This window comes from Vibrio salinus, assembly GCF_021272385.1.
GTDB classification, from domain to species: Bacteria; Pseudomonadota; Gammaproteobacteria; order Enterobacterales; family Vibrionaceae; genus Vibrio; species Vibrio salinus.
Genome location: NZ_JAJSDZ010000009.1, coordinates 100,421 through 121,255, shown reverse-complemented (window position 1 = coordinate 121,255; position 20,835 = coordinate 100,421). Strand labels below are relative to the sequence as shown.

22 protein-coding genes are annotated in these 20,835 nt (G+C 43.2%); 9 read left to right on the top strand and 13 right to left on the bottom strand.

Going from position 1 to position 20,835, the window contains the following annotated elements; all coding sequences use genetic code 11:
* Entirely contained in the window at positions 1-384 is a 384-nt protein-coding gene (gene frdC / locus LRQ06_RS08600; protein WP_232765958.1) for a fumarate reductase subunit FrdC, read from the top strand.
* A 10-nt stretch (positions 385-394) separates the two neighbouring features.
* Positions 395-757, top strand: coding sequence for a fumarate reductase subunit FrdD (gene frdD / locus LRQ06_RS08595; protein WP_232765957.1), 363 nt, complete (start codon positions 395-397; stop codon positions 755-757).
* Between the two features lie 123 nt (positions 758-880).
* Here frdD and efp read toward each other — a convergent pair whose 3' ends face one another.
* Complete coding sequence (gene efp, locus LRQ06_RS08590) at positions 881-1,447, bottom strand: elongation factor P (protein ID WP_232765956.1); 567 nt, start codon at positions 1,445-1,447, stop codon at positions 881-883.
* A 32-nt stretch (positions 1,448-1,479) separates the two neighbouring features.
* On the opposite strand from efp, the gene epmB reads away from it, so the two are divergent.
* Entirely contained in the window at positions 1,480-2,502 is a 1,023-nt protein-coding gene (gene epmB, locus LRQ06_RS08585) for an EF-P beta-lysylation protein EpmB (protein WP_232765955.1), read from the top strand.
* A 64-nt stretch (positions 2,503-2,566) separates the two neighbouring features.
* Here epmB and LRQ06_RS08580 read toward each other — a convergent pair whose 3' ends face one another.
* The 3 genes from LRQ06_RS08580 to LRQ06_RS08570 all read right to left on the bottom strand — a co-directional run bounded on the left by LRQ06_RS08580 (position 2,567) and on the right by LRQ06_RS08570 (position 6,146).
* Positions 2,567-3,997, bottom strand: a complete 1,431-nt coding sequence (locus tag LRQ06_RS08580) for an ATP-binding cassette domain-containing protein (RefSeq protein ID WP_232765954.1) — start codon at positions 3,995-3,997, stop codon at positions 2,567-2,569.
* 146 nt (positions 3,998-4,143) lie between these two features.
* Complete coding sequence (groL, locus tag LRQ06_RS08575; RefSeq protein ID WP_232765953.1) at positions 4,144-5,781, bottom strand: chaperonin GroEL; 1,638 nt, start codon at positions 5,779-5,781, stop codon at positions 4,144-4,146.
* 74 nt (positions 5,782-5,855) lie between these two features.
* Positions 5,856-6,146 carry a co-chaperone GroES gene (locus LRQ06_RS08570; RefSeq protein WP_232765952.1) on the bottom strand — a complete coding sequence of 97 codons (291 nt, stop codon included), beginning with the start codon at positions 6,144-6,146 and terminating at the stop codon, positions 5,856-5,858.
* Between the two features lie 251 nt (positions 6,147-6,397).
* On the opposite strand from LRQ06_RS08570, the gene LRQ06_RS08565 reads away from it, so the two are divergent.
* Both LRQ06_RS08565 and LRQ06_RS08560 read left to right on the top strand, forming a co-directional pair.
* On the top strand, positions 6,398-7,015 hold the full coding sequence (locus tag LRQ06_RS08565; protein WP_232765951.1) for a helix-turn-helix transcriptional regulator: 618 nt from the start codon (positions 6,398-6,400) through the stop codon (positions 7,013-7,015).
* A 111-nt stretch (positions 7,016-7,126) separates the two neighbouring features.
* The gene (locus tag LRQ06_RS08560; RefSeq protein WP_232765950.1) at positions 7,127-7,444 is read left to right on the top strand and encodes a DUF3135 domain-containing protein; all 318 of its coding nucleotides are present in this window, start codon (positions 7,127-7,129) and stop codon (positions 7,442-7,444) included.
* 38 nt (positions 7,445-7,482) lie between these two features.
* On the opposite strand, the gene LRQ06_RS08555 is transcribed toward LRQ06_RS08560, so the two are convergent.
* Positions 7,483-7,836 carry a 5-carboxymethyl-2-hydroxymuconate Delta-isomerase gene (locus LRQ06_RS08555; RefSeq protein ID WP_232765949.1) on the bottom strand — a complete coding sequence of 118 codons (354 nt, stop codon included), beginning with the start codon at positions 7,834-7,836 and terminating at the stop codon, positions 7,483-7,485.
* 196 nt (positions 7,837-8,032) lie between these two features.
* Between LRQ06_RS08555 and tpiA the strand changes: the two genes are divergently transcribed.
* Together tpiA and LRQ06_RS08545 are read left to right on the top strand one after the other, a co-directional pair.
* A complete protein-coding gene (gene tpiA / locus LRQ06_RS08550) occupies positions 8,033-8,803 on the top strand; it encodes a triose-phosphate isomerase (protein ID WP_232765948.1) in 771 nt (256 codons plus the stop codon).
* A gap of 141 nt (positions 8,804-8,944) precedes the next feature.
* A complete protein-coding gene (locus LRQ06_RS08545) occupies positions 8,945-10,288 on the top strand; it encodes an MATE family efflux transporter (RefSeq protein ID WP_232765947.1) in 1,344 nt (447 codons plus the stop codon).
* A 36-nt stretch (positions 10,289-10,324) separates the two neighbouring features.
* Here LRQ06_RS08545 and rraA read toward each other — a convergent pair whose 3' ends face one another.
* The 7 genes from rraA to priA form a co-directional block, all read right to left on the bottom strand.
* The gene (gene rraA, locus LRQ06_RS08540; RefSeq protein ID WP_232765946.1) at positions 10,325-10,858 is read right to left on the bottom strand and encodes a ribonuclease E activity regulator RraA; all 534 of its coding nucleotides are present in this window, start codon (positions 10,856-10,858) and stop codon (positions 10,325-10,327) included.
* Between the two features lie 74 nt (positions 10,859-10,932).
* The gene (locus tag LRQ06_RS08535; protein WP_232767118.1) at positions 10,933-11,850 is read right to left on the bottom strand and encodes a 1,4-dihydroxy-2-naphthoate polyprenyltransferase; all 918 of its coding nucleotides are present in this window, start codon (positions 11,848-11,850) and stop codon (positions 10,933-10,935) included.
* Positions 11,851-11,957: 107 nt separating this feature from the next.
* Positions 11,958-13,289, bottom strand: coding sequence for an ATP-dependent protease ATPase subunit HslU (gene hslU, locus LRQ06_RS08530; protein ID WP_232765945.1), 1,332 nt, complete (start codon positions 13,287-13,289; stop codon positions 11,958-11,960).
* A 37-nt stretch (positions 13,290-13,326) separates the two neighbouring features.
* Positions 13,327-13,890, bottom strand: a complete 564-nt coding sequence (gene hslV / locus LRQ06_RS08525; protein ID WP_232765944.1) for an ATP-dependent protease subunit HslV — start codon at positions 13,888-13,890, stop codon at positions 13,327-13,329.
* A 120-nt stretch (positions 13,891-14,010) separates the two neighbouring features.
* Positions 14,011-14,577 carry an SPOR domain-containing protein gene (locus LRQ06_RS08520; protein ID WP_232765943.1) on the bottom strand — a complete coding sequence of 189 codons (567 nt, stop codon included), beginning with the start codon at positions 14,575-14,577 and terminating at the stop codon, positions 14,011-14,013.
* A 107-nt stretch (positions 14,578-14,684) separates the two neighbouring features.
* A complete protein-coding gene (gene cytR, locus LRQ06_RS08515) occupies positions 14,685-15,692 on the bottom strand; it encodes a DNA-binding transcriptional regulator CytR (protein WP_232765942.1) in 1,008 nt (335 codons plus the stop codon).
* Between the two features lie 238 nt (positions 15,693-15,930).
* Positions 15,931-18,132 carry a primosomal protein N' gene (priA, locus tag LRQ06_RS08510; RefSeq protein WP_232765941.1) on the bottom strand — a complete coding sequence of 734 codons (2,202 nt, stop codon included), beginning with the start codon at positions 18,130-18,132 and terminating at the stop codon, positions 15,931-15,933.
* Between the two features lie 238 nt (positions 18,133-18,370).
* On the opposite strand from priA, the gene rpmE reads away from it, so the two are divergent.
* Entirely contained in the window at positions 18,371-18,592 is a 222-nt protein-coding gene (gene rpmE / locus LRQ06_RS08505) for a 50S ribosomal protein L31 (protein WP_232765940.1), read from the top strand.
* Between the two features lie 152 nt (positions 18,593-18,744).
* Entirely contained in the window at positions 18,745-20,022 is a 1,278-nt protein-coding gene (locus LRQ06_RS08500) for a malic enzyme-like NAD(P)-binding protein (protein WP_232765939.1), read from the top strand.
* Positions 20,023-20,085: 63 nt separating this feature from the next.
* On the opposite strand, the gene LRQ06_RS08495 is transcribed toward LRQ06_RS08500, so the two are convergent.
* On the bottom strand, positions 20,086-20,733 hold the full coding sequence (locus LRQ06_RS08495) for a glutathione S-transferase family protein (RefSeq protein WP_232765938.1): 648 nt from the start codon (positions 20,731-20,733) through the stop codon (positions 20,086-20,088).
* Between the last annotated feature and the right edge of the window lie 102 nt (positions 20,734-20,835).

The window sequence follows — 20,835 nt, the reverse complement described above, 5'->3', positions numbered from 1 at the left end:
ATGAGTAATCGTAAGCCTTATGTAAGAGAAATGAAACGGACCTGGTGGAACAACAATCCGTTCTACCGTTTTTACATGTTACGTGAAGGAACGGTATTACCCCTGCTCCTGTTTACGGTATTCCTGACGTTTGGTTTGGGTGCATTGGTACAGGGCCCGGAAGCCTGGGCAAGCTGGTTATCATTTATGTCTAACCCGGTTGTCATCATTATCGATATTCTTGCGCTGCTGGGGTCACTTTACCACGCGCATACATTTTTCGGCATGCTGCCGAAAGTCATGCCAATCAAACTGAACGGCAAAGAGATTGATACAAAACTGATTGTTGGCGGTCAGTGGGCAGCGGTTGTCGTGATTTCAATCATCGTATTGCTATTGGTATAAGGAGAAGACTGTGATTAATCAACATCCAAAACGTTCCGACGAGCCGGTATGGTGGGGTCTGTTTGGTGCTGGTGGTACCTGGTTTGCCATGATTTCACCGGTCACAATCCTTGTACTTGGTGTTTTGGCACCGCTGGGTATTCTGGATGCGGACGCATTCAGCTATGACAGAGTGGCGGATTTTGCCGGCAGCTTTATTGGTGGCATTTTTGTCATTCTGACGCTGGCGCTGCCAATGTGGCATGGTATGCACCGTCTTCACCACGGTATGCATGATCTGAAAATCCACACTGGTTCACTGGTCAAGTTCCTGTGTTATGCAATTGCGTTTGCTATCACTGTACTTGGCGTTGTGTTTGTATTTATGATCTAACATAACAATGACGTTAGTAAATAAATAGTAAAATATAAAAAAGGCTGAACCATTCACGTTCAGCCTTTTTCTTGTATTCTTTTCGCTCAAATATATTTCGCGATATACCACTAGTTTTGTTAGTTATTTTACCCGGCTCACATATTCTGCTGAACGTGTATCAACACGGATCACCTCACCGATTTGGATAAATAAAGGAACCCGAACAACCGCGCCAGTTGTCAAGGTTGCTGGCTTACCACCGGTACCCTGAGTATCTCCTTTAAGGCCAGGATCCGTTTCAACGACTTCAAGCTCAACAAAGTTTGGTGGTGTCACTGAAATTGGATTACCATTCCATAAAGTCAACATACAGGTGTTGTTTTCAACCAGCCATTTAGCATTCTCACCTACCGCTTTTTCATCAGCAGCGATTTGTTCGAATGTTTCATTGTTCATAAAGTGGTAGAATTCACCATCGTTATAAAGATAATCTAAATCGATATCCATGACATCTGCGACTTCAACGGTATCGCCTGATTTAAATGTTTTTTCTAGTACTTTACCAGAAAGCAGTTTACGGATTTTAACGCGGTTGAATGCTTGTCCTTTGCCAGGTTTTACATACTCATTTTCGAGAATGGAACAAGGCTCATTATCAAGCATAATTTTAAGACCGCCTTTAAATTCATTCGTGCTAGCAGTAGCCATTTTTTCCTCTTACATTCTTCGAGTTAAATTCAATGTCCGACATAATAACCCGAAAATTAGATTCTGTTGAGCAAAACTGGCTCAAACAGTTGACGAATGCGATCTCAGATCCGCAAATTCTACTCAAATACCTCAATATTGATCCATCACCATGGAGTCAGGGGTTTGAAGCAAAAAAACTTTTTCCACAAAGAGTACCTGTCAGCTTTATAGAAAGAATGGAAAAAGGAAACCCCAATGATCCTTTGCTCAGGCAAGTTCTGCCACTGGCAGATGAGTTTGATGTCCATAAAGGCTATTCCAATGATCCACTGGATGAGCACGACACAGAACAACCGGGGCTTTTGCACAAATATAAAAACCGGGTATTACTCATTTTTAAAAGTGGTTGCGCAATCAACTGTCGTTATTGCTTCCGGCGTCACTTTCCATATCAAAGCAATAAAGGGGGGAAGTCCGTTTGGACAGAGAACCTCAGTTACATCGCCCGGCACCCGGAAGTGAACGAGGTCATTCTGTCCGGCGGTGATCCTCTGATGGCAAAAGACCACGAATTATCCTGGTTTATGGAGCAACTTGAATCCATCGCACATGTAAAAACACTGAGAATTCATTCCCGACTACCCGTAGTGATTCCTTCCCGGATAACGGCGTCGTTCGTTGACCTGTTAACCCGCACACCGTTAAACATCGTTTTGGTTTCACACATAAATCACGCCAATGAAATCAATCATGAACTCCGTCAGGCATTTCATCAGCTACGTGACGCCAATGTCACGTTATTAAATCAGTCGGTACTACTTAAAGGTGTCAATGATTCAGTAGATGCACTGGTTACGTTAAGTGAAGCACTATTTTCCAGCGGAATTATGCCCTATTACCTGAATGTTCTGGATAGAGTCCAGGGAGCCGCACACTACTATGTCTCTGACGAGAAGGCTAAAAAATTAATGGCTGGGCTCATTGCTGAAGTATCCGGTTATCTGGTTCCCCAGCTAACCAGAGAAGTCGGAGGAAGAAGTAGCAAAATACCATTGGATCTGCATCTTGAATAACAGCCAGGACAGAAATGAATCAGCCCGATGCAATTGCATCAGGCTGTTTTTTACAAAAGCGCGCTCAGCTTTCTACCCCATGATGAATCACCGGCGTAAAGCCCGGTCCGTTATTAGGTATAAAGTCCACGTAATGACATATTGAAGAAAGCTGATCTTCTTTATGATGGGTTACATATAATAGATGGCTCAGATTAAACTGAGCGACTTTATCTACAACCTTCATGATTAATTGCCTGCTCAGATAATCCAGACCCTGATACGGTTCATCCAGAATCAGCAGAGCTGGACGTTTAATCAATGCTCTGGCAATCAATAATAACCTCTGCTGGCCATACTCAAGGGAGGTGAAGCTGTCCTTCTTATAATCCGTCATTCCCAACACTGCCAGCCACTGATTTGCAATGTTAACCTGATTGGCCGATGGCGATTCATAAAGACCAATAGAATCGAAAAAACCCGAAAGCAAAACATCCAAAGCACTACATCCCACCCGGTACTGAAGATGCAGAGAAGATGAAACAATGCCTATTTTCTTCTTAACATCCCAAATGCTTTCCCCACCTCCTCGCTGATAACCGAGAACCTGAATGTCATTACTGTAACATTGAGGGTGATCACCGGTAATCAATCCCAGCAAAGAACTTTTACCGCAACCATTAGGCCCCCGGATTTGCCAGTGTTGGCCTTCCTTCACCGTCCAGTTTAAATTTCCGAATATTAAGCCATCTGTGTATTCAACCTTAGCATTGTTCATATTCAGCAATGGTGACGGCAGTTCTGGCTGATCGCCATACTGATTGATCAACCTGACGTACTGTTCACTTTTCTGCTCCGAAAGAGCATTTAGCTGTCGCACAACAGGATTTGTCTGCCACTCTTCCGTGGTCATAGTCTGCGATAATGACTTACCATCAAACAAGGCAATATGAGTCAGGCACGATGGCATTTCCTCAACCCGGGAGGCCAGAACCACCAACTGACAGACTGAGGCCAACTGATCCAATACCTGTTTAAGCAACGCCCGGTTCTCAACATCAAGCCCCGCATAAGGCTCTTCTAAAAAAAGCATATCAGGTTCTGATGCCATGGCTCTGGCAAGCATAACCCGACGGGTTTCACCGGTTGATAACTGACGGAAACCTCTCTGTTTTAATCCGGTTAGATTCAGCCGCTCAAGCAATTCTTCCGCTTTATCATCATCACAACCAACATCTTTAATAAGCTCTTCAACGGTAGAACCATAATCGATGAAATTATTAAAATCGGTTTCATCTTTAGTGATTTCGTCTTCATGGAGTTTTTGCTGTTCACTCAAAGAAACAAATCCGATGGTTGCCGGTAATTCCGTTATTTCCGAATAGTGTCTATGGAATAGTTGTTCCAGCGGTTTCGAGACCGAACTCTGCGTAACAAATATCCCCCAATGCTGGTGAGGAGCGAGGGACCAATTGAGGATACGCAGGCCGGGAATATCCAATCCTTGAATGTTCATGAAGTCATCCGAAATACAATGTGAGAAAAGAATATAATACGAAATAAGTCGAAAGAGAGGAAAGAGAGACTTTGGTATAAATTAAAAATTGGCGGCTAATAAAATAATAGCCGCCAATTTTTTCGCGAAAAGCAGATACGAATGTATTACATCATACCTGGCATTCCACCCATGCCGCCCATATCAGGCATTGCAGGCGCTTCGTCTTTAGGTAAATCAGTAACCATCGCTTCAGTTGTAATCATCAGACCAGCAACGGATGCCGCAAACTGAAGTGCACTACGGGTTACTTTTGTTGGATCCAGAATACCGAACGCAAGCATATCACCATATTCACCAGTTGCTGCGTTGTAACCATAGTTACCTTCGCCGTTCTTAATACCATTAGCAACAACGGATTCTTCATCACCTGCGTTAGCCGCAATCTGGCGTACCGGAGATTCCATAGCGCGAAGTGCAACACGAATACCAACATTCTGATCTTCGTTATCACCGGTTAAGTCAACAAGTTTTGATGCAGCACGGATAAGTGCAACACCACCACCGGCAACAACACCTTCTTCAACCGCAGCACGAGTCGCATGAAGCGCATCTTCAACACGGTCTTTTTTCTCTTTCATTTCAACTTCAGTAGCTGCACCAACTTTGATAACCGCAACACCGCCAGCCAGTTTAGCAACTCGTTCCTGAAGTTTTTCTTTATCGTAATCAGAAGTGGATTCTTCAATCTGCTGGCGGATCTGAGTTACCCGACCTTCAATTGCAGCTTGTTCACCGGCACCATCAATCACAGTTGTATTTTCTTTCGTGATTGTGATTCGTTTTGCCTGACCAAGATCATCCAGAGTCGCTTTTTCAAGATCCAGACCAATTTCTTCAGAAATGACAGTACCGCCAGTCAGAATCGCAATATCCTGCAGCATTGCTTTACGACGATCACCAAAACCAGGTGCTTTTACTGCCGCTGCTTTTACAATACCGCGCATGTTATTCACAACAAGTGTTGCCAGTGCTTCGCCTTCAACATCCTCTGCAATGATAAGCAATGGACGGGATGCTTTAGCAACCGCTTCCAATACTGGTAACAGTTCACGAATATTAGATACTTTTTTATCAATCAGAAGAATAAATGGATTTTCCAGATCAACAGAACCGGCTTCCTGATTATTGATGAAGTATGGAGACAAATAGCCGCGGTCGAACTGCATACCTTCAACAACGTCTAATTCGTCTTTAAGGCCCTGGCCTTCTTCAACCGTGATAACGCCATCACGACCTACTTTTTCCATCGCTTCAGCGATAATACTGCCAACACTTTCATCAGCATTCGCAGAAATAGTACCGACCTGAGCAATAGCTTTATTATCTGAACATGGCACTGACAGTGTTTTCAGTTCTTCAACGGCAGCAACAACAGCTTTGTCGATACCACGTTTCAGATCCATTGGGTTCATGCCGGCAGCAACGGCTTTCAGGCCTTCATTAACGATTGCCTGTGCAATAACTGTTGCTGTTGTTGTTCCGTCACCAGCCGCATCGTTTGCCTGAGATGCAACTTCTTTAACCATTTGTGCACCCATGTTTTCAAACTTGTCTTCAAGTTCAATTTCACGAGCGACAGAAACACCATCTTTAGTGATCGATGGAGCACCAAAAGATTTGTCTAAAACAACATTACGACCTTTTGGTCCCAGAGTTACTTTAACCGCGTTTGCCAGAACATTTACACCCGCAAGCATTTTTACGCGAGCATCATTTCCAAATTTGACGTCTTTAGCAGCCATCTTTTTATTTCCTTTTCACAATTCTTTTCGTTAGTACAAATAATTAGAGCGAAGGTTACTCAACGATTGCGTTCTTACTCAACGATTGCAAGGATATCGCTTTCAGATAAGATCAATACTTCTTTGCCATCGATCTTTTCTGTTTTGGTACCAAAACCTTCAGAAAAAATAACAGTATCACCAACTTTAACATCCAAAGGCTGAACAGAACCGTTCTCAAGAATACGGCCTTTACCAACCGCTAGGACACTACCACGAGTTGATTTTTCTGCTGCAGAACCGGTTAATACGATTCCACCCGCTGATTTTGATTCAACTTCTTGACGTTCAACGATAACTCGGTCATGCAATGGACGAATATTCATCTGTCGTCTCTCCTGATTTAAAATTTATCCGTTTTAGTTAATGAAATGAGCCGTATTACTTGGCTCGTGATCATTATGTGGGGCATAAAAACAGAGATCCAAGGGGGAGAGTAAGAAAAATGTGATAATTTTTGCAAAAAATGTAAATTTATAAATCAGACCTATAGGTGAAAAATTCATTCTTGTAAATAGTCAACGGTTTACTTTATAAAATAGACTGGGAATAATGAAGTACCGACAGAGGAGACACTATGAAAACTTCCGATAAGATACTTCATACTATAAAAAGAGAAGGCAATGTCACTGCAAAGTATCTTGCAGATAAATTTGAAATGACCACAATGGGTGCCAGACAACACCTGCAGGCATTAGAAGATGATGGTCTGATTGAATTTTATGATGTCAAAGTCAAAGTCGGCCGTCCAACACGTCATTGGACATTAACGCCGGATGGCCATGAACAATTTATAGACAGACATAATGATCTCGCTGTCCAGATTATCGATGCCGTTGAATCCATTTATGGTAAACAAGGGCTGAAAAAAATTGCTGAGGAAAGAGAAGAACACACGCTTCGGACTTACAGTGAGGTATTAAAAGACTGCCGGACACTTGAAGAAAAACTCACCGCACTCGTTCAGTTAAGAGAAGATGAAGGTTATATGGTCGAATTGCAGAAAGCGCCGGATCATTTTCTTCTCATAGAAAATCATTGTCCAATCTGCCGCGCCGCAACCCGGTGTCCGGAATTTTGCCAGTCAGAGCTTCATATTTTTCAGATCCTGTTGCAAAACAGCTGTAACATTGTAAGGCAAGAACATATCGTCTCGGGCCAAAGAAGGTGTACATACAAAATCACCCGGCTATAATTATCAAAAATGAGACATTTGAAGAAATTTTCGGCAAATTCCTCTGGTGTGCTATATGATTATTGTTGTTGATATTGTAATCAATATAGTGAAACTATAAGGAGAATAGTTATGGAAGCGCTGCCTTCTTTTGACGAGCTAATGGATTTAGCAAAAGAAAATCCAGAAGCCTTTGATATTTTAAAACAGGATATCTGCGAAGAGGCCATTATGTGCTCTTCAGACATAATGAGAGACAGGCTCTGGGCCCAACAAAGTTATATCGACAGATTAGTGGATTCCTGTAAAAACCCACTACACTCCAATATAAAACTGATGCAGGAACTGGCGACCCAGATGCACAAATTCCAGTTTGCTCTGATTAAAACAACCGACGAAGAACCTCAAAGTGCCGAAATCATCCCACTTGATCGATACAGGCGTGCCTGAAAACCAATGGATACACAAGCAAACATAATGATGAATGACTAAACTTGATGAGCAAATTTAAGAAAACCTGCAGAAGAAACTTCTCTGACAGTAGCGGTAAGGGACTCAATACTGGCGGCATGCTCTGATAAAATATGAATGATCGCCTCAGCCAGCCGATTTTTTTGCTCATCAGAACGCCCTTCCATCAATTCTAAGGTAACATGAATAAAATCTTCCCGGTCTTCAGAAGAACCAATCAACCAGTCATTAATACGAATCGCACGGGATCTTATTGCCGGCACTTCAAATAATCCACTGTCTATCAGCCCCTGATGCAAAGATTCAAGCAATAATGGGACGCTAGCTCTTTCATCCACTGAATTCGAATATTCCATGATTAGATTTGGCATAATTTATCCTTCACAATGATTCTTCACTCTGTGTTCTTCACTTCTTTCCGATACAAAAACACTATTACCACTATTATGCATAGATATAACTAGATCCGAGAAAGACATGACAAGCATCATGATTTACTTGTCCTTATCTGATATATTCTGATGCATGATTTTATTTGTATATTAATTTGAATATGGAGATATTCCTATGCGTCGTCCTGTAGTTATGGGTAACTGGAAATTAAACGGTAGCAAAGCAATGGTCAAAGACCTGATTAGCGGTCTTGATGCTGAAATTAAAGGTGTACAAGGTGTTGATGTTGCAGTAGCGCCACCAGCAGTATATTTAGACCTTGCTGAACGCACTATCGCTGAAGGTCAAGAAAAAATCATCCTTGGCGCACAAGATACGGATCTAACAAACAGCGGCGCATTCACTGGTGATAATTCTCCTGAAATGTATAAAGAATTTGGTGTCACTCACGTTATCATCGGTCACTCAGAACGTCGTGACTACCACAGTGAATCTGATCAATACGTTGCGAAAAAATTCGCGTTCCTGAAAGAAAACGGTCTTGTTCCGGTTTTGTGTATTGGTGAAACTGAAGCTCAGAACGAAGCTGGCGAAACTGAAGCGGTATGTGCCCGTCAAATCAATGCGGTTATCGATCTTCTTGGCGTTGAAGCATTTAACGGCGCTATCATTGCTTACGAACCAATCTGGGCTATCGGTACTGGTAAAGCAGCAACTGCAGACGATGCTCAACGCATCCATGCATCTATCCGTGGCTTAATTGCAGCAAAAGATGCTGCTGTGGCAGAACAGGTAATTATCCAGTACGGCGGTTCTGTTAAACCAGAAAACGCAGCTACTTACTTTGCACAACCAGACATCGATGGTGCTTTGGTTGGCGGTGCTTCTCTGGATGCAAAAAGCTTTGCTGCAATCGTAAAAGCAGCGGCAGAAGCCAAAGCATAAGTTATTAAAAAATAACTTACATCATCCAAAGACCAGCCTGATTATCAGCGCTGGTCTTTTATTATTCGCAATAACTCTGGTCGGAAAAACATTTATTCCGTATCCTTACTATTCCTGACACTGCTACCCCACAATACTGATATGCATGATAAACACGGTCTGCTGACTGATCCTATTCCTGACGTTCTACGCAGAATGACCATTCCAATGACATTTGGAATGATAGCCGTGCTGATGTTTAATCTGGTGGATACTTTTTTTATTTCATTACTGGGAACAGACGCGCTTGCAGCCGTTAGTTATACTTTCCCGGTCACGTTTGGTATCAACTGTATTACGATGGGAATCGGTGTCGGATTATCAGTCCAAATTGGAAAATTACTGGGGCAGGGAAAACGTATCCGGGCAGCCGAATTTGCAACACATGGCATCATTCTCGCCATAATACTGGTTAGTGTCGCTTCTTTTCTTGGTATCATTACATTAAATGGTGTTTTCCGGTTACTGGGGGCTCCGGAAGCATTATTGCCACTCATTCACGATTACATGTATATCTGGTATCTGGCCATTCCTCTGCTGGTTTTCCCTATGGCCGGAAACAGTGCGATCAGAGCATCCGGAAACACTAAGACACCAGCACAAATCATGATCTTATCAGGTCTGATAAATGGTGCTCTCGACCCACTGTTTATTTTTGGTATCGGCCCTTTCCCGGAAATGGGAATGAAAGGCGCCGCCATTGCCAGTGCCATCAGCTGGCTTGTCGGATTACTGGCTTCCATTTATTTTCTTGTTCTTAAAAAGAAAATCACAAAACCGGGATTTCAGTATATGGTTTCTGACTGGAGATCCGTGTTAACCGTCGGTACCCCTGCCGCTTTTTCTTCCGCTATGAATCCTATGTCCGGTGCCGTTTTGATGGCTCTGCTCTCACGGTTCGGCACCTCTGCGGTTGCAGCTTATGGCGCAGCCCAAAGAGTAGAATCCGTGCTTTTAATTGTTCTGATGTCATTAACATCGTCACTGACCCCATTTCTGGCCCAAAACGTAGGAGCCAAGAACTATAAAAGAACCTTTTCAGGACTTTTTCTGAGTATGCGCTTTGCCATCCTATTCCAACTGGTTATTTTTATTATGATGGTTCCGGTCAGTATTCCGATATCCCATCTTTTCTCTCAGGAAGAAGGCGTAAAAGAGCTGTTGTGGCAATACCTTGTCATTGTTCCGGTAAGTTATGGATTTCAGGGAATAGTTATGATGCTGGTTTCAACGATGAATGCCTTCCACAAACCTATTCAGGCTTTTTTATGGAACTTCTTCCGGCTGTTTATTTGCATTCTTCCCTGTTCCTGGTTAGGTGGGTTCTATTATGGCGTTGAGGGATTATTTGTCGGTATTGCGGCTGGCAATGTAATGAGTGGCGTTTCAGGCTACTTTCAGGCATTGAAGCTCAGAAAACAAACAATGGAAACCGGAGCGATATAAGCCCCGGTTTATACAAAGAGAATCAATCAAACGAGATTATTCGTCGTCATCGTCATCTGCTTCGTCAATGTCTTCAACATCATCTAAATCTGCACTTAACGGTTCCTGTGATAGAATAATGCCGGTGCTATCCGCATACAGATAATCTTCAGGTAAAAAGGTAACTCCACCAAAATTAACCGGTATATCCATTTCTCCGATACCTTGAGCAACAGCACCGACCGGAATGGATGCCAGGGCCTGGATACCGATGTTCATTTCTTCCAGTTCATCAATTTCCCTGACACAACCGTAGACAATAATACCTTCCCATTCGTTTTCTTCAGCCATCGTTGCAATTTCAGCATCGACTAAGGCCCGGCGTAAAGAGCCACCGCCGTCAACTAACAAAACTCGTCCCAGGCCATCCTGTTCCAGCGTTTCACGAATGATGCCGTTGTCTTCAAAACACTTAATCGTGGTGACTTGTCCTGCAAAAGACGCCCGTCCGCCAAAGTTACTGAACATAGGTTCAACAACATCTACTTGATCCAGATAAATATCACATAGCGCAGAAGTATTATATTCCATAGCCATCATTCTCTATTGGTAGGTATATTAACGAGTATATCTTTTGATTACGTCAATGCAATGACAAACCTCAATTAACTCAGCATAGTTTGAGCAACAACAACCCCAACAAACAAAAGGTTAGTTAAAACGGAACATTTCACAATTGCCGGTAACATAGGCGCAATATGAACAGGCTGAGTCGCCGCTTTTACTGCCAGTGCGTGCTTTGTTACCAGTATAATACTGATTGCAAAAGGTAAATTAACCCAGTTAACGCCAGACTGAACACATAAATAACTGCCAAAAGCAATTAAAGCTCCCGCCAGTAATACAAAATGATAGCGTTTTGCCCAACTTTGTCCCAATCTTACGGCAACCGTCTTTTTACCGCATTCCAGATCGTTTTCAATATCACGCATATTGTTGACATTCAAAACCGCAACGGCAAGCAAACCACATCCGACCGAAGGAAGTAATAAATCCAGCGATACCGTTCCGGTATGCAGAAAGAAGGTGCCAAAGACACCCAGCAAGCCAAAGAAAATAAACACTGACAAATCGCCTAATCCGACATATCCATAAGGTTTATTACCCATGGTATAAGCGATAGCTGCCAACATAGCTAAAACACCTAATCCCATGAATGCTAAAATACTTTCCACGCTATCAAGGGCAATAAAAATAAGCGTTAATCCGGATATCACAGTAAAAACCATATTGATCCAGATAGCGTGCTTCATGTCTTCTAATGAAACTGCACCGGACTGAATTGCTCTGACAGGTCCCAGACGGGATTCATTATCGGTTCCTTTGACGGCATCCCCATAATCATTTGCCAGATTGGACAGAATCTGCAACAAAGTGGCCGTCACAAATGCCAATATAGCAACAACCCAGGAAAACTGACCTATCGAATAAGCCAACGCGCTGCCGGTAAAGATTGACACCAAAGCCAAAGGTAAAGTTTTAGGTCTGGCTGCATCGAACCAGATTGCAAGTGATCTATTCATCATTTATAAAACGTTAATGACAAGGATGCCAGTATACGCTGAAATGACACATAATAAAAAGCCCGCTGTCATTAGCGGGCCGTTTATTGCAAGAATAGAAAGCGCGATTACAGGATAAAACGGCTCAAATCTTCGTCTTCAACCAACTCGCCGAGGCGTTCTTTCACATAATCAGCATCAACCTTCATAGATTCACCTGATTTTTCAGAAGCTTGGTAGGAAATATCGTCCATCAAACGTTCCATTACGGTATGAAGCCTTCTGGCTCCGATGTTTTCTGTTGTTTCATTTACCCGCCATGCTGCATTCGCAATCTGTTCAATGCCATCTTCAGTAAACTCAATGTTTACCTCTTCTGTTTTCAGCAAAGCAACGTACTGCTCCGTCAACGAAGCTTTAGGCTCCGTCAGAATACGTTTGAAATCATCACTGGATAATGCTTCCAGCTCAACCCGGATCGGCAAACGTCCCTGAAGCTCAGGAATCAGGTCCGAAGGTTTGGATACCTGAAATGCACCAGAAGCAACGAAAAGAATATGATCCGTACGAACCATTCCATGTTTCGTCTGAACGGTACTACCTTCAATAAGAGGCAGTAAGTCCCGCTGAACACCTTCACGGGAAACATCCGGGCCCGAAGATTCGCCACGCTTACAAATTTTGTCTATCTCGTCGATGAAAACAATGCCGTTATTCTCGACGTTATAAATGGCTTTCTCTTTCAGCTCATCCTGATTGACCAGCTTAGCGGCTTCTTCTTCCGTTAAACCTTTCATCGCATCTTTAATCTTTAGCTTACGCTTTTTCTTCGTATCACCCGCTAAATTCTGAAACATACCCTGCAACTGATTGGTCATTTCTTCCATACCAGGAGGCGCCATAATTTCTACACCCATCTGCGGAGCTGCAACATCGATTTCAATTTCTTTATCGTTTAACTGACCTTCACGCAGCTTCTTACGGAAAATCTGACGGGTGTGAGAAGACTCGTCCGCTTTTTCATCCTGTCCCCATGAATCGCGTGCCGGAGGTAAAAGCGCATCAAGAACCCGCTCCTCAGCCAGTTCTTCTGCCCGGAATTTAACTTTCTCCATCGCCTGCTGCTTGGTCATTTTGACAGCTACTTCCGTCAGATCGCGAATAATGGTTTCAACTTCTTTACCAACGTAACCGACTTCCGTAAATTTGGTCGCTTCAACCTTCATAAAAGGCGCATTAGCCAGTTTTGCCAGACGACGGGCAATTTCCGTTTTACCAACACCGGTAGGGCCAATCATTAAAATATTTTTCGGAGTAACTTCAACACGAAGACTTTCGTCTAGCTGCATGCGTCTCCAACGATTGCGCAATGCGATAGCGACCGCGCGTTTTGCATTATCCTGACCAATAATATGGCGGTTAAGTTCGTGAACTATCTCACGGGGAGTCATTTCAGACATAATGAAATCCTTAAAATCGGTTACTAACGACGACGGTTTAATTATCACCCTGAGGCAATGCCGGAACAGTACCTTCTGGTATTTCTAGTTCTTCAATCGTATGAAATTGGTTAGTAAACACACAAATATCACCTGCAATCGTCAATGCTTTCTCTGCAATGACTTTCGCATCTAAATCCGTATTTTCCAGTAATGCTGTGGCTGCCGCCTGGGCAAAATTACCACCGGAGCCAATCGCAATCAGATCATTCTCTGGCTGAACCACATCTCCGTTACCGGTGATAATAAAAGAAGCCGTTTCATCAGCAACGGCCAGAATAGCTTCAAGCTTTCTTAATGCTCTGTCACTACGCCAGTCTTTTGCCAACTCGACAGCGGCTTTTGTCAGATGCCCCTGGTGCATCTGCAGTTTGCTTTCAAATCGTTCAAACAAAGTAAACGCATCAGCCGTACCGCCCGCGAAACCGGCCAGAACTTTGTTGTTATACAAGCGACGAACTTTACGTGCATTACCTTTCATCACTGTATTCCCAAGCGACACTTGCCCATCGCCTGCGATGACAACTTTATTATTACGACGAACTGATACAATAGTAGTCACGAGCTGACCTCTTTCTGTTTTCTTCACTCAATGTGTTAGAAACTTATATGAGGATGCAAAAAAAGGAATTCAAGTGTTACCGACCAGAATTCCCCTTTTCTTAACAATGACAATCAGAACTTACTGGGTATCTTTCCAGATAGCACAAGGTTCTATTTTAGCTCTCTGTAAGCGATGCTTATCTTTCTCGGCTTCGCGCTTAAATTTATAAGGTCCCAGTACCACACGGTACCAGTTGCTGTTTTCTTTCTTGCGAATTTTACTAACCAATCCCTGAAAGGCAATTTTTGCTTTACGTTCTTCAGCCTGATGTAATGTTTTATACGCGCCGCACTGCATTACATACGGAATTTCGGAAACAGGAAGTTCTTTAGGCTTCACTTTAATCTCCCGATTGGGTAATGATTTTACATATTCCCATTTTTCAGTCGGCGGCGGTGGCAACACTTCTTTTTTCTTTTTCGTGACAGGCTTAGATGGCTTTGCCGGAACAATGACAGAATCGGGCACCGCAGGTTCCGGATCGGGCTGACCACTTAAGGTAATCAATAAAGAACCAAATGCACAGACTGCAATAACAGCCAGCAAACTACTTCGCCACGGAAACCCGCGACGAGGCACTGCTTTCTTACGAGTGGAATTCTTCTTTGGGGACCCGCCCCGCTTTACATAATCTCGATTAGCCACTGGAAATGATATTCTAAAAAAAACGATACACGTATGTTAAAGGAATACGAGACGTATACTCAACTACTGTTTACGGCTTTTACTAATATAAATGATCCCGCTTAGTTTCAAACCAAACGGGGAGCAGAAACACTATCCCGGACAATAAGCCGAGTTTCCAACAATCTGGACCCGGCTCTAACGTCATGTCCACGCAAAACTTCTAACATCATCAACATAGCCTGACGACCAATCTCATAACGAGGCTGAGAAACCGTCGTTAAAGGTGGATCACAATACTGCGAAAAAACGATATCATCAAACCCAACAACAGACACATCCTGAGGGACACGGAATCCCAGGCGCTTCGCTTCCTGAATAGCCCCAATGGCCATCATATCATTATGACAAAAAACAGCTGTTGGCGGTTCTGACATATTGAGAAGTTTATTCATCGCCGTCGCGCCGGATTTAAACGTGAAATCACCAGAAACCTGATAAATTGGTGTCATATTGATACCAGCACGTCTTAAAGCCTGCATATAACCCTGATGACGAAAATTAACCAGTGCCGCAGTACCGGGACCACTTATTTCCGCAATTTTGTTGTGCCCCATCTGCGTCAGATAATTCACGATTTCAAAAGCAGACGTTAAATTATCAATATGAACGGTCGGAAGCTCCAGCTCAGGGTCATATTCACAGGCCATCACCATCGGCGGAAAGTTTTTCTGCTCAGCCTTACTAGCGTTAAAAGGTAAATCCGTACCAAGTAACAGAATCCCATCAGCCTGTTTAGTAAACACAAGGTTCACAAAAGAACTTTCGCGATGACTCTGATGGCTACTGTCGCCAAGTAAGACTAAATACCCATGCTCAACGGCTGCATCTTCAATTCCGCGAATGATCTCTGAAAAATAAGGATCACTAATGTCCGGAACAATAGCAACAATAGTTTTCGACTCATTACGCCTCAGATTTCTGGCCAAAGAGTTAGGAGAATACCCGGATTCCAAAACTGCATCCTCTACTCTCTTGCGCGTCGATGGTGATACCTTCTCCGGATTCATCAAAGCCCGTGACACAGTCGCAGTAGACACGCCAGCCAGTTGAGCAACATCTTTCATTGTTGCCATAAAATAATAACCTCATCATAAATTCTGAAAACGCAAAGCACTATTATAAAGATACTTAATTATCAGAAAGCTAATCAAAAACATCGTCTAGTGTAAGTCATTCTATTGTGAAGTTTTCGGTCAATGTAACAAAACTTACATCACAAATGTGATAAAGATCGCATTAAAATATAATAATCTTAGGTTGACCTCTCGATAAAACCTGAAAAAGAGAGTTAATTAAGCTATTGATAATTAACTAAGATAATTCTTGTGGCTCAACATCAATGGACCACCGGACACGTTTCGCTAAAGGTAAAAGCGTCAGCGCATAATCGGAACTCATCAATAACTTTTGCATCGCTGTACGGGACTCTACCTGTAATAACAATTGCCACCGGAAACGTCCGGCTTTTTTGGCTATAGGAGCCGGAACCGGCCCCATGACTGAACACTGCTGATCAAATAATGGATTCACCTCCAAAGTCTGGCGAACCTGTCTCAAAAACATTTCTGCCGTATCAGACTGATTCGATTCGGCTTTGAATAATGTCAGATAACTAAATGGGGGCAGTAGTGCCAACTTTCTCTCTTTCAGAGCAGACATAGCAAACTGCCGGTAGTCGTGTTTCAGTAAAGAAGAGAGTAATTCATGTTCCGGATGATGTGTCTGCAAAATGACTTCCCCAGACTTACTTGCCCTTCCGGCCCGCCCGGATACCTGGATATAAAGCTGAGCTAAACGCTCTGCTGCCCGGAAATCACTACTATATAACGCGCTGTCCACATCAAGAATCGCAACCAGTGTAACATCCGGGAAATGGTGCCCTTTTGCCAGCATTTGCGTCCCGATCAATATTTGGTGTTTTCCCTGACGGATTTCGTCCAGTGCCGACCCCAGACTGCCTTTTTTCCGGGTATTATCTCTGTCAATACGGATAGTACTGTATTCAGGAAACAATACTGTCAGCTGATTTTCTAACTGCTCTGTGCCGACGCCAACCGTTACCATTTGAGTCGAACCGCATTCCTGACACTGGTGAATTACCGGCCGCTGGCTACCACAATGATGACAACGCAATTCTTTCGTATACTGGTGAAACGTATAATATGCATCACAGCGTTTGCACTCAGCGATCCAGCCACATTCATGGCACATTAGTGCCGGAGAATAACCACGACGGTTTAAAAAAAGAAGCACCTGATTTCCCGCATTCAAATGCTCTCTCATTTTGGCTATTAAAGGCGCGGATAATCCGCTTTCCAGATACAGACCTTTAATATCTAAGATGTGATTTTTTGTTGGCTTGGCATTCCCAGCCCTTTTGGTTAGCTCCAGGTAAAAATATTTACCTGATAATGCGTTTTGTATGCTTTCAAAAGAAGGAGTTGCCGACCCCAGTACAATCGGAATCTGTTCATTGTTCGCCCTCATCACCGCAATATCCCTTGCGTGATAACGCAGATTATCCTGCTGTTTGTACGATGCATCGTGTTCTTCATCAACAATGATCATTCCCAACTGATGAAACGGCGTAAACAGTGCGGAACGGGTGCCAATAATAATCCCGGCGTGTCCATCACGCGCAGACAACCAGGCATTCAGCCTTTCCGTTTCATTTAATCCGGAATGCAAAATTTCGATAGGAACATTAAAACGACGCCGGAATCGCTCGATAGTCTGTGGAGTCAGACCGATTTCAGGAACCAGTACCAGCACCTGCTGTTTTTTCTGCAAAACAGACTGCATCGCATTAAGATACACTTCTGTTTTTCCTGAACCGGTCACACCATCAAGCAAAAAACATCCGAATCCACCACAACTGTTTATGCTGGCAATCGCCACCGCCTGCTCTTCATTAAGACGGGGTTTGTCCGAATCATTATCAATGTTATCCGGCCAGGGCTTGATTTCCGGAACCACATTTTCAGAAAAAATCCACCCTTTATCCTCCAGAGTGGTCAGCACGTTACGGCTTATTTCGGCTTCCGTCATCGCTTCATGAGGTAAGGCGCCCGATGTCAGCATCGTCAGGACCTTAGCCTGTTTAACAGCTCGCCCCATGCCAGACATCAGTTTATTCCGTCCCTGCTCAGAAAGAGACCAGAATAACTGAGGGCGAACATCCGCACTTTTGCCTTTCCTTAATGCCGTTGGCATGGCATTTGATAGCGTATCGCCCAACGGGAAATGATAATACTGACTGCACCACTTCAGAAGTGAGAACAACGAATCTGTCCATACCGGTGCAACATCAATAACCTCATTAAGCATTTTAAGCTTGTTCTTTTCCAGCTCAGATTCAGTCGCTAATTCAATGACAATCCCAATAAGTGTCTGACGCCCGAAAGACACCGAGACTCTTCCGCCAATAACAGGAAAGCAATGTTCTGGTATCAGATAATCAAACAACCGATCAAGCGGAACGGGTAAGGCAATTCGGGCTATGGAGGGACGCATCCGTCATTTCACATCACTTTTTAAGACGAGAACATAGTGTAAACGATGCATTCATGAAATTCGAGTTATGTCTATGGTGAAAAATACATCAAAATAGGTTGATCCCTGCTCAAGGATTCTTTAATATAGCGCGCCTTAGCGGTAGGCTAAACTATTGCTTGTTGATATTATTTAAACTGTACGTGTGGTGTCCGGCTCAGAATCGGATGGCGACACGGCCCAATATTTGAGGTTTCCCATGAAAACTGGTATCCACCCAGAATACAGAGAAGTAACAGCGAACTGCTCTTGCGGTAATACATTCGTATTCAAATCTACTCTGAATAAAGAACAGCTACACCTTGATGTGTGTGATAAATGTCACCCATTCTATACTGGTAAACAACGTATCGTTGATACAGGCGGCCGTGTTGATCGCTTCAACAAACGTTTTGGCGCTTTATCAAGCGGTAAAAAATAAGCTGTTATTAAACAGATTCAGAAAAGGCGCTTTCACAGCGCCTTTTTTTATACACTTTTGAAACTTTTTTTTCCCTATGCACTAAGCCTCTCCTGATCTAGAATATCCTGACGAAACAAATAAATTAATAACAATGAAAAGAGAGACAATCCATGTCCGATAACAATGATCAAGAATTATCTCAGGAAGAGATATTAAGAAACAAAGCATTAGAGTATCACGCAAACCCTATCCCCGGAAAAATCGAAATAGCCTTAACCAAACCCGCCAATTCCGCAGAAGATTTAGCATTAGCATATAGCCCAGGTGTTGCAGAACCCGTAAGAGAAATTGCTCAAAATCCAGAGAATGTTTACAAGTACACAGGAAAAGGTAATACCGTCGCAGTCATTTCAAACGGCACCGCTATTTTAGGTTTAGGCAACCTGGGCCCTACGGCCTCAAAACCGGTAATGGAAGGCAAGGCTTTGCTTTTCAAACGTTTTGCTAATATCGATGCCATCGATATTGAAGTGAAACACCGCACAACGGAAGACTTTGTGAATACCGTAGCTAATATTGCTGACACATTTGGCGGCATAAACCTTGAAGATATTAAAGCGCCGGATTGCTTTGAAATTGAAAAACAGCTGATTGAACACTGCGATGTGCCTGTCTTCCATGACGATCAACACGGTACTGCTATTGTCACAGCTGCGGGAATGCTTAACGCGCTGGAACTTCAGGATAAAAATCTGAAAGAATGTACAATTGTTTGTCTGGGCGCCGGTTCTGCAGCCATTGCCTGTATGGAACTGTTAATTAAATGCGGTGCAATGCGTGAAAAGATTTATATGCTTGATCGTAAAGGGGTCATTCACACTCGTCGCGATGACTTAAACAAATACAAACAGCTGTTTGCAAACAATACGGACAAACGTACATTAGAAGATGTCATCAAAGATGCCGATCTGTTCTTAGGAGTCTCCGGTCCTAACCTTATTTCACAAGAAAACCTGCAGTTAATGGCAAAAAATCCGGTTGTTTTCGCCTGCTCCAATCCAGATCCGGAAATCAAACCGGAACTCGCACACTCAGTACGAAATGATCTGATCATGGGCACAGGCCGTTCTGATTATCCTAACCAAGTGAATAATGTCTTGTGTTTCCCATTCATTTTCCGTGGTGCTCTGGATGTCCGGGCGAAAGAAATTAATGATGACATGAAGCTGGCTGCTGTTGAAGCAATCCGCCAGTTGGCAAAAGAAGAAGTGCCGTCAGAAGTGCTGAAAGCCGCTGGTGTGGAAAAATTAAGTTTTGGCCCGGATTACATCATTCCGAAACCGATGGATCCTCGCTTACTACCAAGAGTCGCCAAAGCCGTTGCTCAGGCTGCCGTTGATTCCGGAAGCGCAAGAATCCCGATGCCGGAAGGCTACATGGAAAACTAATATTCCATCTGAATAAACTCAGACAAAACCGCAGACATTCTCTGCGGTTTTTTTGCTTTCATCTCAGGACTTTTCAACAGACTGAATGTAAGTGTCCATTTTTTCAATTTTATCGAGATAGCGGGTGATCGCGGTAAAAGGGGACATATCAGTCCGACTTTTTGCAAATTGCAGAGCCAGCACCATCTGAATATCAGCGCCGGATAACGAATCGCCGGCAAACCAGTCATTTTTACTCAAATGAGTATCAACTAACGCCAACTGAGGTTGTAACCTAGGTGCAATAAAATACCGGTTAATCGCCTCTACATACTTTTTAATGATGGGTTTAATAAAAAATGGTATCGGTTTTTCCAGTGAAATGTTGAGTACAAACCACATAACCAGCAACGGCATTAATGAACCTTCTGCAAAATGCAGCCAATAACGATAATCCAGCAATGCCTGCCCTTCTGAAGGTCTCAGCCGGTTTTCATTGTCATAAGTATCGATCAGATACTCAATAATGGCTCCGGACTCCGCAACTGTCAGTTCCCCATCGGTAATCACCGGCGATTTGCCCAGAGGGTGAACCTTTTTCAGTGATTCAGGTGACCCACTTGTTTTTTCATCTCTTTTATAATGGATAATATCATAATCCAGCTTTAATTCTTCAAGTAACCACACGATTCGGTCTGCGCGGGAGCGCTCCAGGTGATGCAGGTAAATCATAATTAAACTCCAGATAATTGAACCGGAAACCAGATTCTAACCTACCCCTTATCCGGTAAAGTTTCCACAAAAAAGGGCCGCGAAAGGTGGCCCTCAAATAGA

Bases quoted from the DNA above. Each gene is read 5' to 3' on its own strand.
- LRQ06_RS08535 (WP_232767118.1), bottom strand. From the start codon at position 11,850: ATGAATAGATCACTTGCAATCTGGTTCGATGCAGCCAGACCTAAAACT.
- LRQ06_RS08495 (WP_232765938.1), bottom strand. From the start codon at position 20,733: ATGATTTACCTGCATCACCTGGAGCGCTCCCGCGCAGACCGAATCGTG.
- cytR (WP_232765942.1), bottom strand. From the start codon at position 15,692: ATGGCAACAATGAAAGATGTTGCTCAACTGGCTGGCGTGTCTACTGCG.
- hslU (WP_232765945.1), bottom strand. From the start codon at position 13,289: ATGTCTGAAATGACTCCCCGTGAGATAGTTCACGAACTTAACCGCCAT.
- LRQ06_RS08580 (WP_232765954.1), bottom strand. From the start codon at position 3,997: ATGAACATTCAAGGATTGGATATTCCCGGCCTGCGTATCCTCAATTGG.
- epmB (WP_232765955.1), top strand. From the start codon at position 1,480: ATGTCCGACATAATAACCCGAAAATTAGATTCTGTTGAGCAAAACTGG.
- groL (WP_232765953.1), bottom strand. From the start codon at position 5,781: ATGGCTGCTAAAGACGTCAAATTTGGAAATGATGCTCGCGTAAAAATG.
- LRQ06_RS08500 (WP_232765939.1), top strand. From the start codon at position 18,745: ATGTCCGATAACAATGATCAAGAATTATCTCAGGAAGAGATATTAAGA.
- LRQ06_RS08555 (WP_232765949.1), bottom strand. From the start codon at position 7,836: ATGCCAAATCTAATCATGGAATATTCGAATTCAGTGGATGAAAGAGCT.
- LRQ06_RS08545 (WP_232765947.1), top strand. From the start codon at position 8,945: ATGCATGATAAACACGGTCTGCTGACTGATCCTATTCCTGACGTTCTA.
- tpiA (WP_232765948.1), top strand. From the start codon at position 8,033: ATGCGTCGTCCTGTAGTTATGGGTAACTGGAAATTAAACGGTAGCAAA.
- rraA (WP_232765946.1), bottom strand. From the start codon at position 10,858: ATGGAATATAATACTTCTGCGCTATGTGATATTTATCTGGATCAAGTA.
- frdC (WP_232765958.1), top strand. From the start codon at position 1: ATGAGTAATCGTAAGCCTTATGTAAGAGAAATGAAACGGACCTGGTGG.
- LRQ06_RS08565 (WP_232765951.1), top strand. From the start codon at position 6,398: ATGAAAACTTCCGATAAGATACTTCATACTATAAAAAGAGAAGGCAAT.
- LRQ06_RS08570 (WP_232765952.1), bottom strand. From the start codon at position 6,146: ATGAATATTCGTCCATTGCATGACCGAGTTATCGTTGAACGTCAAGAA.
- priA (WP_232765941.1), bottom strand. From the start codon at position 18,132: ATGCGTCCCTCCATAGCCCGAATTGCCTTACCCGTTCCGCTTGATCGG.
- LRQ06_RS08560 (WP_232765950.1), top strand. From the start codon at position 7,127: ATGGAAGCGCTGCCTTCTTTTGACGAGCTAATGGATTTAGCAAAAGAA.
- rpmE (WP_232765940.1), top strand. From the start codon at position 18,371: ATGAAAACTGGTATCCACCCAGAATACAGAGAAGTAACAGCGAACTGC.
- efp (WP_232765956.1), bottom strand. From the start codon at position 1,447: ATGGCTACTGCTAGCACGAATGAATTTAAAGGCGGTCTTAAAATTATG.